The sequence below is a fragment of the Pedobacter sp. BMA genome, assembly GCF_001027745.1.
Lineage (GTDB): Bacteria > Bacteroidota > Bacteroidia > Sphingobacteriales > Sphingobacteriaceae > Pedobacter.
Window position 1 is genome coordinate 171,726 of the sequence record NZ_LECU01000007.1, and the last position, 14,502, is coordinate 186,227.

At 42.9% G+C, this 14,502-nt stretch carries 15 protein-coding genes; all 15 read right to left on the reverse strand.

The annotated features are described in order from the left end of the window. Position 1: 1 nt before the first annotated feature. Complete coding sequence (locus tag AB669_RS17215) at positions 2-1,054, reverse strand: type III polyketide synthase (RefSeq protein WP_047800582.1); 1,053 nt, start codon at positions 1,052-1,054, stop codon at positions 2-4. After that, complete coding sequence (locus tag AB669_RS17220; RefSeq protein ID WP_047800583.1) at positions 1,051-1,758, reverse strand: methyltransferase domain-containing protein; 708 nt, start codon at positions 1,756-1,758, stop codon at positions 1,051-1,053. Before AB669_RS17220 ends, AB669_RS17215 begins: the two co-directional genes overlap by 4 nt. After that, the gene (locus AB669_RS17225; RefSeq protein WP_047800584.1) at positions 1,759-2,892 is read right to left on the reverse strand and encodes an NAD(P)/FAD-dependent oxidoreductase; all 1,134 of its coding nucleotides are present in this window, start codon (positions 2,890-2,892) and stop codon (positions 1,759-1,761) included. Positions 2,893-2,944: 52 nt separating this feature from the next. Continuing rightward, entirely contained in the window at positions 2,945-4,498 is a 1,554-nt protein-coding gene (locus AB669_RS17230; RefSeq protein WP_047800585.1) for a glycosyltransferase family 39 protein, read from the reverse strand. 282 nt (positions 4,499-4,780) lie between these two features. Continuing rightward, complete coding sequence (locus AB669_RS17235; protein WP_047800586.1) at positions 4,781-4,972, reverse strand: cold-shock protein; 192 nt, start codon at positions 4,970-4,972, stop codon at positions 4,781-4,783. A 244-nt stretch (positions 4,973-5,216) separates the two neighbouring features. Then, a complete protein-coding gene (locus tag AB669_RS17240) occupies positions 5,217-5,399 on the reverse strand; it encodes a hypothetical protein (RefSeq protein ID WP_047800587.1) in 183 nt (60 codons plus the stop codon). Positions 5,400-5,459: 60 nt separating this feature from the next. After that, on the reverse strand, positions 5,460-6,428 hold the full coding sequence (locus tag AB669_RS17245; protein ID WP_047800588.1) for an NAD(P)H-quinone oxidoreductase: 969 nt from the start codon (positions 6,426-6,428) through the stop codon (positions 5,460-5,462). Positions 6,429-6,460: 32 nt separating this feature from the next. Beyond that, a complete protein-coding gene (locus AB669_RS21835; RefSeq protein WP_082120718.1) occupies positions 6,461-6,733 on the reverse strand; it encodes a UBP-type zinc finger domain-containing protein in 273 nt (90 codons plus the stop codon). 2 nt (positions 6,734-6,735) lie between these two features. Beyond that, entirely contained in the window at positions 6,736-7,980 is a 1,245-nt protein-coding gene (locus AB669_RS17250; RefSeq protein ID WP_047800589.1) for an FAD-dependent oxidoreductase, read from the reverse strand. 13 nt (positions 7,981-7,993) lie between these two features. Beyond that, positions 7,994-10,189 carry a hybrid sensor histidine kinase/response regulator gene (locus AB669_RS17255; RefSeq protein ID WP_047800590.1) on the reverse strand — a complete coding sequence of 732 codons (2,196 nt, stop codon included), beginning with the start codon at positions 10,187-10,189 and terminating at the stop codon, positions 7,994-7,996. A gap of 4 nt (positions 10,190-10,193) precedes the next feature. After that, positions 10,194-10,910, reverse strand: coding sequence for a LytTR family DNA-binding domain-containing protein (locus AB669_RS17260; protein ID WP_053058454.1), 717 nt, complete (start codon positions 10,908-10,910; stop codon positions 10,194-10,196). A 165-nt stretch (positions 10,911-11,075) separates the two neighbouring features. Next, positions 11,076-12,758, reverse strand: a complete 1,683-nt coding sequence (locus AB669_RS21635) for a sigma-54-dependent Fis family transcriptional regulator (protein WP_053058455.1) — start codon at positions 12,756-12,758, stop codon at positions 11,076-11,078. A 183-nt stretch (positions 12,759-12,941) separates the two neighbouring features. Continuing rightward, entirely contained in the window at positions 12,942-13,571 is a 630-nt protein-coding gene (locus tag AB669_RS17270) for a TMEM175 family protein (protein ID WP_047800591.1), read from the reverse strand. A gap of 7 nt (positions 13,572-13,578) precedes the next feature. Then, entirely contained in the window at positions 13,579-14,193 is a 615-nt protein-coding gene (locus AB669_RS17275; protein ID WP_047800592.1) for an alpha/beta hydrolase, read from the reverse strand. A 2-nt stretch (positions 14,194-14,195) separates the two neighbouring features. Continuing rightward, the gene (locus AB669_RS17280) at positions 14,196-14,498 is read right to left on the reverse strand and encodes a GNAT family N-acetyltransferase (protein WP_047800593.1); all 303 of its coding nucleotides are present in this window, start codon (positions 14,496-14,498) and stop codon (positions 14,196-14,198) included. Positions 14,499-14,502: the final 4 nt, after the last annotated feature.

Here is a 14,502-nt window from a genome sequence, read left to right on the forward strand (position 1 = left end):
ACTACCACTTTAAAAGAATTCTTTGGGCAGAAAAGCCCGGACCGAAACTCAGCATTAAACCTATATCGCCCGGGGCGGGATGGCTTTCCATATATTGCTGTAGAACGTATAGCACAGTTGCACTGCTCATATTGCCATACTGTCTCAATACCGCTTTCGTTTGGTCGATATTTTTACCAAGCCGACCAAAAAGTTCTTCCACCACCTGAATGATTTTCTTGCCACCTGGGTGAAAAATCAGGTGGTCGACATCTGAAATATCCAACCCGTTTTTCGCCAGAAAAGGATGAATGATATCAGGGAAATGGCTGGCAATGGTTTCAGGCACTTCCACATGAAGCACCATTTGGAGCCCGGAATCGGTGAGTTTGAAGCCCATCATATCTTCGGCCTCGTAAAAGTGGTACATTTCTTCGTCCACCATCTCCGGGCCTTGGTCTGACTCAGCCGAACTTAATAGGACACAAGCGGCACCATCTCCAAAAATGGCAGCACTTACAATATTTGCCATAGAGAAATCATTGAGCTGAAATGTCGCCGTTGGTGATTCTACAGCAACTACAGCTGCTCTTTTTCCGGGGTTTGCCTTTAAAAAATTTTTGGCATAAATCATTCCCGAAACGCCTGCGGCGCAACCCATTTCTGTTACCGGAAGGCGCACAACATCTTGTCTAAGACCAAGGGAATTAATCAGATAAGCATCCAGCGATGGAATCATGATCCCGGTACAGCTTACCGTAATGATAAAGTCCAGATCGGTAGCTTTCCAGTTTGCCTTTTCCAACGCGGCAGACAAACATTGTTTACCCAGCTTGATGGATTCGCGGACGTAAATATCATTTCGCTTTTCAAAACTCAAATCAGAAAATACCTCTTCAGGCGCCATGATGGAGTACCGTTTATCAACCGCAGCACCTTCAAATATCTTTTTAACTTTTCTGATGAAACGTTCATCTTGTCCCGCCAACCATACATCCAGAAAAGGCAGTATTTCTGCTGTTGTCCTTGAAAACTCAGGTAAAGCTTTGCTTACTGTTTTTATTTTTACGCTCATCGTGTTTCTATAACCCATAAATACCTGAATGCCCATCGCCAGCCAATACTCGAACTGAGGTGAACAGCTGCTGCATATCGCTCTAAATCAGCCTTTTTAAATCCCCGCAGAATGGAAACCAAACCATCCTCCCTCGACATGTGGTTCAACCTGAATACAAAACTTAAAGCCGTAAAAAGCCGGTAGGCAATCCCGCTCCGCTCCAGGTCGTTTACCACTATACCTACGGATACACGCTTGCTCAGGTTTTTCAGAAGCGCTATGATTTCGCTATCCGAAAAGTGATGCAGGGTAAGCGTAAATAGCAAAATATCGCAATCTTCTTCACCTGCCGTTTCATCAAAAATATCACTGCATTGGTAATGGATATCAGGATAATTCAAAGAACAGCTGACGGCATGTTCAATGGTACATTTATTCGCATCAATACCTTTTAATTCAAAATGAAGGCGATGTCTACGGGCGTAATCGGCCAGCATCCTGAGCATTGCCCCATTGCCGCAGCCAACATCTGTAATCCTTAGTTTGGTCAGCTTATTCTCCGACATCAACATCCTGATTCCTTCCAGCGTTACTTTATTGCCTCCAAGAAGTTTGTTGATAGCCGCGATTTTATCTAGCGCATCAGTCAGGATTTCACCTTCCATGGCAAAATCATCCATAATTTCTGGTGCGGTACTCCTGTATTTTGTATCTATTGGCATTTAGTTCGCAATTGTTATTGGTTTTCCGTGGGTCATTCTGATGGTGCCGGAGAGCAAAGCGGGCATTTTAGTCAAAGCGCCTATTGCCAGCCTTTGCATCGTGGTGTTGTTGAAAGCAGCAGACAAAATTTTACCCGTCAGGAGTCTCCCGCGAAAAAGTTTTGTCCATTGCTGCGTATATTCTTTTTCAAAACCCGCGCGGGACATGGTTTTATCTTTTAAAAATGTCGTGGTTAGCTCAGCTGCAATTTTTGCACCATGCATGGCCATTGCCATGCCGTTACCGCATAAAGGATGGATTAATGCCGCGCTATCGCCAATCATGATCACGTGGTCGAACACAGGCTCCTTTTCATCAAAGCAAATCTGACTGATGGTAAGTGGTGCATCAAAAATCATCTTTGAATTTTCCAGGATGTTTTTCAGCAGCTTATTCTGATACAGCACCTCCTCCTGGTATTGATCGATATGCTTAAATCGCTTAAAAGTCTGATAATTGGCCAGATAACAGATATTTAATTTATTCGCTTCAACTTTTGACACCCCACAGTAGCCCCCTTTGAAATTGTGCAAAGCGACCAGACTGGATGGAAATGCCCCTTCATAATGTGCCTTTACGGCCAGATAAGGGGACTTATCACGAATAAAATCCCTGCCTAATGTTTTGTCAAGCGAGGATCGTTTGCCAAAAGCGCCAAGAACTTGTTTTGCGGTAATATGCTTCCCTTGGCTGGTTTCCACATCAAAATGGGTTTCATGAAAAACGACCCGGGTTACCGTATCTGCCAATACCGAAACACCTCGCTCCATGAGTTTCTGACAGAAAAAATCGTCCATTACATAACGGCTTAAACCGAATCCACCCAGTGGCAGCGTTATGTTAATACAGTTGCCTGCAACCGAACTCACCTGCAAATTAGTGATTGAAGTTGGCTGCAGACTTTCTAATGAAATACCCAGCGAGGCTAAGTATGGCAGTACCTCATTGGAAACATATTCTCCGCATACTTTATGATGCGGATAGCTATTCTTTTCAATCAGGGTAACTTGAAACCCGTTTTTTTGCAGATGAAGCGCAGCGGTTAAGCCCGCCAGCCCGCCACCGATGATAAGGATTTCTGTTTCAATCTGCATATGCTGAAGTTAACAATTTCCCCGGCGTATTGTTCAATATATAAACTTAAAATCAATGCGGATAAAACTTTTGTATATCACCCAAATATTTATTTCGAAAGGTTAGGTTAGGGCTGGTAATTCTGTAAATGTAAAGCCCATCAAGATGCGAATTTTCCGTCTTCATCCGGTCAATACAAACGACCTGGTTGCCAAAATCTTTAACTTTTTCCAGCCCGATCCTGCTCAGGTAAAGCACCGTTTCCGCTCTGAGGTTCTCGGGCGAATAAAGCAAAAAGCTATTGTGTGCAGAAATCACCGGGGGCATAGCTGCATTACCATAATATTTCAGTGCACCAGCGATGGCGTAGTCTTCGGTAAGGATGCTTAGTCCGCCCTTTGGATACGGAAAGCTGTTGGATATCTTCAGCACCTCTCCGGCGAATTGCTTCCAGCCAGTCATGTCTGCAAAAAACTGGGGGATATCGCCAGCTCTTCCATCTTCATAGCGCAGGGGTCTCGAAAAACTGGTATATCGAACCATGTGCCGGATGTAGATTTTGCAAACGGTAACCGGAAGCACCGGAATAACAACAGGCAAACTTAAAAGTGCAAAAAGGTATAGCATTCCAACAAAAACAATACGTGAAGGTATCTTTAAACGATTGAGCAGAATCTCCCAGCACTGCCCTCCCGCTGCAAAGAAAATTGGAAATATGCCCAATCCATAGTATAGCTTACCTTTAAGCAAGGCCAGTATAAAAATGAGCAGTAAAAAAGCCATGCACCATATCCTTTGCCTCTCTTCGGTTCTTTTGTTAAACATCAATAAGAGGAAACCCGCCGACCACACCGCAACGCCTGCCCCGTGGAAAAAGAAAAGCTGAAACAGATAATCTGGTATATCAAATGAAAGCATGGATGAACCCACGGAATAAACATAGTGGAAAGCTGGAAAACCGTGGATCAACTGCCAGATAAGGTTTGGCGTAATGAGCAGAATAAACAAGAGCGATGGCCGGATCAGTTTTGGAAACATTCTTCCAAATTGTTTGAAGGAAATGATTAAAAAAGTAAAAGTGAGCAAACCAAAATACAGCAGAATACTGTATTTATTGAGTACACCCAAACCAAGTGCAACCCCGGCCAGGTACAGATATTTTTGAAGCTTTGTTTTTTCGTAGGCGACAATACTAAAGGTTAACAGGGTCCAGAAGAAAACATCAAAGACTGCGGGTTGAAGTAAATATGACGTAGCCAGATAGGCCGGTGAACAGATCATAGCCGAACAGGCAATAACAATGGCTAACTTGCCACCACCTAAATATCGGGTAATGTAGCCCGTTAACATAACGGTAAGCGCCGAAATCAAACAAGGCAAAATACGAAAGCCAATCGTGGATGATCCAAAACAAAATTCAGAGAGTCGCGCTACCCACACAACAAAAGGGGAGATATCCGGATAACCCCACTCAAAATGTTTACCCAGTCCGATATAGTATAATTCATCAGCATGGAATCCATATTCACTGAGACCTATAGAATGGATAAATAATTTTAGAAGACCAAAAAATAGAATGAGAAAAAAAATATTGTCTGCTTTTATTTGCTTGCTAATTAATAACATTAACTATGGTAACAGGCTTAAAGCGAAATAGATTTGGGTATTTTTAAATGAGCGATTAAAGTTGCCTGGGACACGACATCTTATTTTAATCGCTAAATTAAAATTTTCCCAAACAAAATGAATCGCGCTGCGTTTATAATCTGATCCCGGGGTGGTTTCCGGGCATTCATTAGTTTGGTTGGTTTAAATGGGGAACATCTTTGATGGTCCCCATTTCTTTTTCAGCAGGAACTAATCCTGATGCGGCTTCAAACCAATGAGTAATAGTTTGGGTAGAGAATGTTAGGCTACTTTTACGTTCACTGCATTGATGCCTTTTTTGCCATCCTGAGTATCAAAGGTTACCTTATCATTTTCCCTGATCTGATCTTTTAATCCGCTCACGTGCACAAAAATTTGCTCACCGGTACTATCATCGATTATAAAACCAAATCCTTTGGTTTCATTAAAAAATTTTACTGTTCCTGTTTTCATTTCATTTAATTATAAAGGCCTAAGATACAGAAATTAGCGTAGTTAATTGCGGCGAAAACAGAAAGTAGTAAGAAATAATTATCTATACATCAATGTCTTCGAAAAGGGCTATTCCTTAAACCGACTTAGGGTATATGGATAAAGTGACTTACAGGTTGCGTTATTAAAGTTCATAACAAAGCACATGCATATACCAATAAGGCATGCATGTGCTTTGTGAAATTCTAGAGGCATTTTGCAGCGACTAAACCTGCGGTAATTTCCCGGCGCGGAGATCTTCGGTTACTGCCTTGGCTTTCTCAATATATTCCGGAACCTGCTCCTTGATTTTCTCAAAATTTGAAGTTCCTAATACATCCTTTTTGGTCAGGTACTTAATACCTTCAAATATTGCGATGCCGATAATGGCGTTTCTAATAAATCCCATAGCTTTATGTTTTCTAATGTAACCCCTCTTATCCGCGAATGTTTTAGTAATTGTATATTTTTAACGCACCAGCACGATCTTCCCGGTATGCATGCTGCTTTCCAACGCCCGATGTGCTTCAGCAGCATCGTTAAACAAAAAGGTCTCAAAGATGACAGGCTTAAACTTCCCGGCTTCAATTAGTGGCCAGATATGTCGTTTAATCTGTGCGGTAAGTTTTTGTTTGAATGCATATTCCCTGCTCCTGAGGGTACTTCCCGTAATGGTTAAACGCTTCATCATTACTTTCCAGATATCGAGTTCAACGTGCCGGCCATTCACAGCGTTGATGTGCACCAACCTGCCTTCCGGTTTCAGGATATTGATGTTTTTACTCAGATAATCTCCGCCAACCATGTCCAGGACTACGTCAACACCCGTGTCTTTAAGTTCAGTTTCAAAATCCTGTGTTTTGTAGTTGATATATGAATCAGCGCCAAGCTCAATACAGTTCACACCTTTTTCATCCGATCCCACCGTAACCACCACCGGCGAACCAAGTGCTTTAGCCAGCTGAATAGCTGTAATGCCAATGCCACTACTCCCGCCATGAACCAGCAAACGTTCACCAGGTTGAAGTGCAGCTCTTTGAAATACGTTCGACCATACTGTGTATATAGTTTCCGGCAAACTTGCAGCTTCTGCAAAGCTCAGACCTGCCGGTATTGGCAAACATTGTCCCTCACCTACGGCTACATATTCTGCATATCCGCCACCGGCCAGAAGCGCACATACCTCATCGCCTACCTGAAAGTCTTTCACGTCAGGCCCGCATGCTGTTACAATACCCGAAACTTCCAGACCAGGAATTTCAGCAGAAACTCCTGGTGGAGGGGGATAATTCCCCTCGCGCTGAGCCACATCGGAACGGTTTAAACCGGCAGCTTTAACTGCAATTAATACCTGATCTCCCTGGATTGACGGTGTGGGTTGTTCCTGTTGCTGCAGCACTTCAGGCCCGCCATATGCTGTAATCACTATTGCTTTCATTGCTGTTTATTTAATTGAAGTGTTTCAACACCTTAATATTCTGCCATTTCATCGTCGATATAGCAATACAACCACCTTTCCCCGGGTTCAGATGAAATAACCACAGGATGTTTGGTATTGCTACAATGGTGCGACATGTGTTGCATTGGCGACGAGTCACAACATAACGTAATGCCACAGGTTTGGCAGGTTCGCAGATGCACCCAATCGCTTCCATCTTTCACACATTGCTCACAAACCGTTTCCTTTGCAGTTTTTAATTCTTTGATAGCCACAATATGGCTGCATACCTGGTGATGTTCCATCTTTATAATTTTGATAAATATTGGTGAACCTGGGTAACCGCCATCGCACCTTCTCCAACAGCAGAGGCTACCCTTTTTACAGAATTGTACCGTACATCTCCTGCAGCGAACGAGCCCGGTACGCTGGTCTCCAGATGGTAAGGAGGGCGGTCTGCGGCCCAGCACATTTTATACTGATCCAGATTAACCAGATCATTTCCGGTATAAAGATAGCCATTCTTATCCCTGCAAATTGCCGTTTCGGAAGCCCATTCTGTATTCGGCTTTCCACCGATGCAAATAAAGAGCTTTGACGTGTCGTGCCAGGTTTCTGTTCCCTCCTTTTTGTTTACAATTTTGATACGCTGTAAATAATCATCCCCTTCCAGTTCAGCTACTTCTGCATGGTACAACACAAAGATATTACTGATGGCTGCAATCCGCTGAATTAAATATTCGGAAAGGGTTTCTGCCAGATTCCCCTTTCTGATCACCATAAAAACACGTTTCGCAAAGCCCGAAAAATAAGTAGCGGCCTGCCCGGCAGAGTTTCCGCCGCCAACGATATACAAGTCTTTATCCTGACAAAAAAAAGCTTCGCTGGCACCAGCCCCGTAATAAACACCCTTATGGAAAAACCTTTCCTCATCCGGAAGGTTCAATCGCGCATACTCTACTCCGGTTGCACAAATATTGGCTTTGGCCACCAGCTGCTCACCCGTCGCAAAATCAACGTGTATCCTGTTGTTGTAGAAAGTACCTTTGATACCTTCTTTTAAAAGCAAAATTTCAACGCCAAACTTGAGGGCCTGCTGCCTTGCCCTTTCGGCTAAGTTAGCGCCAGAAATGCCTTCAGGAAAACCTAAATAATTTTCGATCAGGGAACTGGTACCCGCCTGTCCGCCTATGGCCTCACGCTCAATAAGTATGGTTTTTAATCCTTCGGATGCAGCGTAAACCGCAGCGCTTAACCCCGCCGGACCAGCACCATAAATCGACAAATCGTATTCTGTATATTTAGGTTCAGTGATCCAGCCCAGATTACAGGCAATTTCTTCAAGGCTGGGGTTTACAATGACTTTACCATCCGGAAATTCTATAACCGGATGTTTATCGGAATTATTAAAAGAGGTAATGCCCTGCCCCCATCCCAAATCATCGTGGCTAATGTCAATCCATTCGAAATCAACAACGCTCCTTTTCAAAAAGTCCCTGATCGGATAAATTTCAGGAGACTCTGGTGTACCGTAAAGCTTTAATTTATTCATACCAGTTAATTACCTATTTTAAACTTTTAAGATATCCTTCTGCCTCTTTAACCGCCCCCCTGCAAATCATTTCAAGTGCTGAAATTAATTGTTCAAAATGCCTTCTATCATTTTCCGGAAATTCCAGCTGATCTAAAACCTGAACGGTTCGTTCCAAAAGTCCCATGATCGCTAGTGTAGTACGCAAACTATGGGCAATTTGTTTGATTTTTCCATAATCTTCTGCCCTGAGCGCCTGCTGCAAACTGATCATGTCTTGCGGAACCCTGTTCACGAAATGCCCGGTAACTTTCCTTTCATAAGATACGTTCCCTTTACCCATGTCTTTCATGTACGTTAAATCCAGATAAATAAACTGTTCATTAAACAATTCATCACCGGTATGAATCACCGTTACTTTTTCAATAAGCGCCAGAAGTTCCTGTTCGTTAACGGGTTTGGAAATATAGTCATTCATCCCTAAAGTGATGCACTTTTCGCGCTCCCCCGACATGGCATGTGCGGTCATGGCAATAATAGGTATATCGGATTTGAGTTCCGTACGCAGGTAAATGGTGGCCGAATATCCATCCATTTCAGGCATTTGAATGTCCATCAGTATCAGGTCGAAATAACCGTTCTTTACCTGCTCTATCGCTTCTAAACCGTTTGAAGCAATGGCAAAAGAAAAGCCCCGATAACCCAGGATATTGGCCATTAAATCCTGATTCATCATGTTATCGTCGACGATCAGAATATGGATAGACCGTCCAATCCATTCGGGTTCAAGCACTTTGTAGCGAACCACTTCACCTTCATCAGTATCATCAGAAATGAGATATGGAATTTCAAAACTAAAAGTTGTTCCTTTTCCGGGGCTGCTTTCTACTTCAATTGTACCCTTTTGAATTTCCAGTAAATCTTTCACAATAGATAAGCCCAAACCTGTTCCGCCGTAATTACGCGTAATAGAATCATCGGCCTGATTGAAACGTTCAAATATCCGCTCCAGTTTCTCAGCTTTGATTCCAATGCCCTCATCTGAGACACGGAATTTCAGGGTGATGGAATTATTACCCGCCGATGAAATCGAAACAGCCGTTTTTAACAGGCCTTTTTCACTGAATTTTAGTGCATTCCCTAACAAATTAACCATAATCTGCGTTAACCGGGTGGCATCTCCGGTTAATGTATCCGGTACATTGTCATCTATTTGAGTCAGGTAGCCGAGGCCTTTGGATTTTATCCGCTCAGAAAAAAGTACTTCAACGGAATGCAGCAAACCACGAATGCTGAAGGGCTTGTTTACAATTCGCATCATTCCGGCTTCAATCTTCGAAATATCAAGGATATCGTTAATGATGGCCAGCAGGTTTTCTCCCGCCTGTTGTATCGAAGTAATATAATGCTGCGACTGAGGCGTAACATCTTGCCTTTGCAGGAGTGTAGTAAAACCAAGTATGGAATTGAGAGGCGTTCTGATTTCATGGCTCATGTTGGCCAGAAAGTTTTCTTTAATGCCTAATGCCTGCCGGGATGTTCTTTCCGAATCGTTAAGTTGATTGATGAGGAGCGTTCTGTTTCTGAACTGGCGGGTAATAAACCAGCATAAGGCTGCTCCACTAAGCAGCAGCAATGCAATTAAAGCAATACCGTAGGCCTTTGCCTTTTGTCCGCTTTCATTTATTTTCCTCGTCAGCGCCTGCATCCGCTGCTGCCTGCTGTTGTAAATCTTGTGTGTGGTTCCCGTAATTTCGTCGGAAGTAATGCGTGCCTGCGGGTTCCCGATGGAGGTCGTATCATTCATCCTGCCGGTTTTGTGATAAAGCTCCATTAAATGATGTTTGGTATTCACCTTCTCCTGGGCGAGAAAAGCCAAACGCTCCAGGTACTTTTTAATCGCAGGTTCCTCACTTCCATCATCCAGAGAATCCAGGTACATGCTTACGGCCTGGATTTTACTTTCAACGCCTTCAAGATGTGTCGTATCATCGGTGGCAATTGCCGCCCTGATCCTGCTTTCCACACCTAAAATATCCCTGTCAATCTCCCGTAAGTGATTACTGGTCCGCAACTCATCTAAAAGTTCTTTGTTCCCCTCAATCAGCGTATTCATATTTCGCGATGAACTGTACTGCACCAGAATCAGTAAACCCATTGCAACCAGAAAAGCAGAAATAATCAGGTAGTTGAAACTGCTGTCGGGCATCAGTGATTTATTCTTTTCCATAGTGCTAAATAATATTCATCATTCGGTTCAGGTCTTTTCTATAGCGCTCGGCAATAGGCAAAAAGTTCCCCTTGACAACCATTCCTCCTTCCTGTAAGGTATCAATGTGCTGTAGCGACACGATATACGAGCGGTGAATACGGATGAACTTGTTCTTAGAGAGCCTGTCTTCAACCGACTTTAAACGGGTATGAATGGCATAAAGCTTATCGGTAGTGTGAAACTTAACGTAGTCACCCATGGCCTCTGCATATAAAATATCATCCACGCCCAGGCGGCGCACAATATTACTGTCGCGGACAAATATAAATTCATCATTGGCCAGCTCAACATGCTCTGATCTGCTGTTTAGTATGTCCCTGACTTTATCGATTGCCTTTAAAAAGCGTAGGGAAGAAAATGGCTTAATCAGGTAATCGGCTACGTTAAGATCAAAAGCCTCAAGGGCATAATCTTTATTTGAAGTGGTAAAAATAATCAGGTTTTTTTTGTTGCTGAGGTTTCTGGTAAGTTCAATACCAGTCATTCCGGGCATCTCAATATCAAGCAGAATCAGGTCGACTTTATTGCTTTGCAGGTAATTATAAGCCAGGAATGCATCTTCACAGTCGTTGATAACTGCTAAATCGTCCACCTGACTGGCGAGCATGATCAGGTTTTCCCGTGCAATTGGATTGTCATCAACAATAATGCATGTAATTTTCTGGTCGTTTGATATCATTGAGGTTGCGGTAAATTTGATTGGTTACGATCTGAACAAAGATTAAAGCAAGAACAATACCCGTAAACAAAAACCTAAAAATCAGCAACTTAAATTAGAATCACACAAATACTAGTGACGTTATTTCGTTAATTTACGTCTAGAGGAAGCCATATATCATTGCCACTACAGCACATGTTTCTTCAACAAACCCAACCGTTTCATTTTTGAATTAAGTGTTGTGGCGGGTACGCCCAATAGCTTTGCAGCACCATTCTGCCCCGATATTTTTCCACCGCATAACTCCAGAACAGCGAAAATATGATCCCGTTCATTTTCAAAGATTGTTTTAACTCCCGCAATTGCCGGCATAGATTTGTCCGTAACACCCGGGATATTTACTTTCCGAATCATCGCACCCTGTGCCATCACGGCTTCCCTTTCAATCACGTGTTCCAGTTCACGTACATTGCCTGGCCAGCTGTAAGCCGTTAATGTGGAGATGGCTTTTTTTGAGAAACCAGCAGAGGGCCGGTGTGATTTTTCGCTAAACCGTTCCAGAAAGAAGCACGCGAGCAATTGAATATCCGATTTTCTGCTTCTTAGTGGTGGCAGTAAAAGTGGAAAAACATTTAGCCTGTAATATAAATCCCTTCTGAAATTACCCGCTTCTACCTCCTCCAGCAGATTACGGTTGGTAGCAGAAATGATCCGCACATCAACCGGGATGGTGGTTTTGCCTCCAACACGCTCTATTTCTTTTTCCTGTAAAACACGGAGCAGCTTCACTTGTAAATCGAGTGGCAGCTCACCCACCTCATCCAAAAAAATAGTGCCTTTATTTGCCTGTTCAAATTTCCCGATACGCCGTTCCGTAGCGCCGGTAAAACTGCCCTTTTCATGCCCGAAAAGTTCCGATTCAATTAAATTTGGCGGAATGGCAGCACAATTTACCTTAATCAGAGGTTTTTGGCTCCTGCCAGATTCCTCATGTATCGCTTTGGCGAACAGTTCTTTGCCTGTACCTGTTTCACCTAAAATCAAAACGGTGGTTTCTGATCCGGATATCCGGTTGAGCAACCGATAAACCACCTGCATTTCAGCACTCACACCCACAATTTTTGGGTGTTGATAAATTGCATTTTCTTCACTGGGCATTGATGGGATAAATTCGGCAAGTGCTTCGCTCAGGCTTTCAGTCTCCCGCTCTAAATTCCTGATTTTTTCTTCATACTGCAGCAATAAGCCGCTTACATCATGGCCCTTTGAAGATCCCGAAACGTTATCTGCAGCCTGCTGGTCTGGCCTGGCAATTACAGAAAGCAATCCCGCAACGAAATCGGCAATATTGCAGCAAAATGTCAACCCTTCCCTGCTCAGTTCCCGGTTATGGTTATGCAGTTCGAAAGTCCCGAGTATTTTCCCCGCATTTTCTAAGGGAATGTAACAGTGAAAGTGATATTCTGTAGGATGATTAATTAAACAATGGTTCTCTCCAAAATCATCTATCCAGTCCTGACGGGATTTAATTACCGGAAAATCAAAACCTGCAATTTCCTGGCTAATCAATGAAAGACTTACCGGGTCGGTAATGGTTTCTGTACAAGTTACTTTGCCTGCAACCGCTTCTGTAAGATATGCGCGGGTGATGTGATCTTTATCATCATTGTACAGCACGAGAGCTCCGCAATCAATGGAAAATAAAGGGTGCAATTTTGAAAAGATACCAAGAAACAAATCTTTTAAACTGAAATGTTTTTCCTGCTCCGGTACCGCGCCTGCCAGCTCCTTAAAACAGGCTGAAGAACTATGCTCAACCTCGTTTTTCTTCAACTGCGCGGAATTAAAATCTGTCTCTTTATTTTTCATCTGGTTTGTTTGTGCAAACGCAGGAATTCAAACAACATGCCAGACGCCATAATCATAGCTGTAGGCATCAGCGAGCAAAAATCGCATAAAAACTACTCACGATATTTCGCTAAAAAACGATTTTTAAAACGAAATATAATGATGAAACTACAAGCTCAACTGTTTTAAGCTGGAGATAAGCTATCATTTTGTAACCGCTGATTCAGTAAAGTTGATTTTTTTTGAAGACGCTGCCCAGAAGATCCACAGTAAAACACAGATGGCTAAAGCAAGATCAGGATAAAAGAATGAAATAATAAAAGCAGACAGATAGGTTGGAAAACCATAAAGGTAATTGTTGCGGAGCCTGGCAATTGCAGCATTGCTGATACCCGGACGCAGAAGTTTCCTGTCGCTGCTGGCCTGCTGCCATAATAAGTTAAAAGCAATATTAATAGCCACAAACAAACCGGTGTAAATGGTTACCGAGAGCTGCCTGGAATCGGTTAAATAAAACTTGGCCAGCAAAGCACTGGGATAAGATACAAGCGAAACCAGGAACAATATAAGGCCGTTGGCAAACATAAGCCCTGTATTTCGCTTGTAAATTTGTTTAAAAATTTTGTGATGGTTTACCCAAATAATGAAGATACTGAAAAAGGAAATGATGAAGGCAATGTAGCCTGGCCACAGAAGTTTCAATGCTTCAAGCAGTTTTACTGGATGTTCTCCGTCCATCGATTCAGGAATATGTAAATCCAGCACCAGGAGTGTAACGGCGATCGAAAAAACACCGTCACTAAACGCTTCTATCCTTCCTGTTTCCTTTTCCATCACCACATTAATCTTTGAAAATCAATTTATTTACCTGCGCAATTTCTGCGTGGCTAATCGTATGGCCCATGTTTTCGTAGATGATCTCCGTTACATTTGCACCCATACCTTCAAGTAAAACGGTCGACTCCTTAACCCGTGAAACAGGAACATGTACATCAGGATCACTGCTTCCGATAAAAACCGGTGTCCCGTCAAATTCGCCGTGGTAATTACGATGATCCAGCTGTGCACCGATCACACCTCCCGTAAATGCCACAACGCCCCCGTATCCGGCGGCGTTCGCCGCAACATAATCAAGGGTTAAGCAGGCACCTTGTGAAAAGCCTAGGAAATAAATTTGCGCTTTAGAAAACCCCTTACTTTCAAGATACAACACGGTATCGTTTATTGTCTTCAATGCATTCGAGAGTGCAGGTTCATTCTCTTCCCTTGGTGCTAAAAATGAATATGGATACCAACTGTTCCCATCAGCCTGGGGCGCAACTAGTGCATACCCCGAAACATTCAAATGTGCTGCCATCGACAAGATATCTTCAGCCGTTCCGCCCCGCCCATGGATCATAATCAATACCTTTTCAGCCTGATCTAAGCTTTTTCCTGATTCAATGATATTTTTCATGATTATTCTTCATTTATTTTGTTCCAGATATCCCGGTATAAATCCTCATGTCGCTTAAACTGAATATGCACATAAGGACACATCGGAATCACCATTAATTTATTTTCACGCACATACGCAACCATTGCGTCAAGCAACAATTTTGCATAGCCCTTTCCTTCTTTCGAAGGATCTACCTCGGTATGATAAACTGTTAAGTCGGCTCCATTGATATCGAAAATCATCTCACCAACTTTTCCATCCTCATCGTAAACATCAAATGAACTCGGTTCACCTTCCTGAATATTTAATTTGATCTCTGCCATTTTT

Coding starts and splice junctions, on each gene's coding strand:
- AB669_RS17215 (WP_047800582.1), bottom strand. CDS start 1,054: ATGAGCGTAAAAATAAAAACAGTAAGCAAAGCTTTACCTGAGTTTTCA.
- AB669_RS17220 (WP_047800583.1), bottom strand. CDS start 1,758: ATGCCAATAGATACAAAATACAGGAGTACCGCACCAGAAATTATGGAT.
- AB669_RS17225 (WP_047800584.1), bottom strand. CDS start 2,892: ATGCAGATTGAAACAGAAATCCTTATCATCGGTGGCGGGCTGGCGGGC.
- AB669_RS17230 (WP_047800585.1), bottom strand. CDS start 4,498: ATGTTATTAATTAGCAAGCAAATAAAAGCAGACAATATTTTTTTTCTC.
- AB669_RS17235 (WP_047800586.1), bottom strand. CDS start 4,972: ATGAAAACAGGAACAGTAAAATTTTTTAATGAAACCAAAGGATTTGGT.
- AB669_RS17240 (WP_047800587.1), bottom strand. CDS start 5,399: ATGGGATTTATTAGAAACGCCATTATCGGCATCGCAATATTTGAAGGT.
- AB669_RS17245 (WP_047800588.1), bottom strand. CDS start 6,428: ATGAAAGCAATAGTGATTACAGCATATGGCGGGCCTGAAGTGCTGCAG.
- AB669_RS21835 (WP_082120718.1), bottom strand. CDS start 6,733: ATGGAACATCACCAGGTATGCAGCCATATTGTGGCTATCAAAGAATTA.
- AB669_RS17250 (WP_047800589.1), bottom strand. CDS start 7,980: ATGAATAAATTAAAGCTTTACGGTACACCAGAGTCTCCTGAAATTTAT.
- AB669_RS17255 (WP_047800590.1), bottom strand. CDS start 10,189: ATGGAAAAGAATAAATCACTGATGCCCGACAGCAGTTTCAACTACCTG.
- AB669_RS17260 (WP_053058454.1), bottom strand. CDS start 10,910: ATGATATCAAACGACCAGAAAATTACATGCATTATTGTTGATGACAAT.
- AB669_RS21635 (WP_053058455.1), bottom strand. CDS start 12,758: ATGAAAAATAAAGAGACAGATTTTAATTCCGCGCAGTTGAAGAAAAAC.
- AB669_RS17270 (WP_047800591.1), bottom strand. CDS start 13,571: ATGGAAAAGGAAACAGGAAGGATAGAAGCGTTTAGTGACGGTGTTTTT.
- AB669_RS17275 (WP_047800592.1), bottom strand. CDS start 14,193: ATGAAAAATATCATTGAATCAGGAAAAAGCTTAGATCAGGCTGAAAAG.
- AB669_RS17280 (WP_047800593.1), bottom strand. CDS start 14,498: ATGGCAGAGATCAAATTAAATATTCAGGAAGGTGAACCGAGTTCATTT.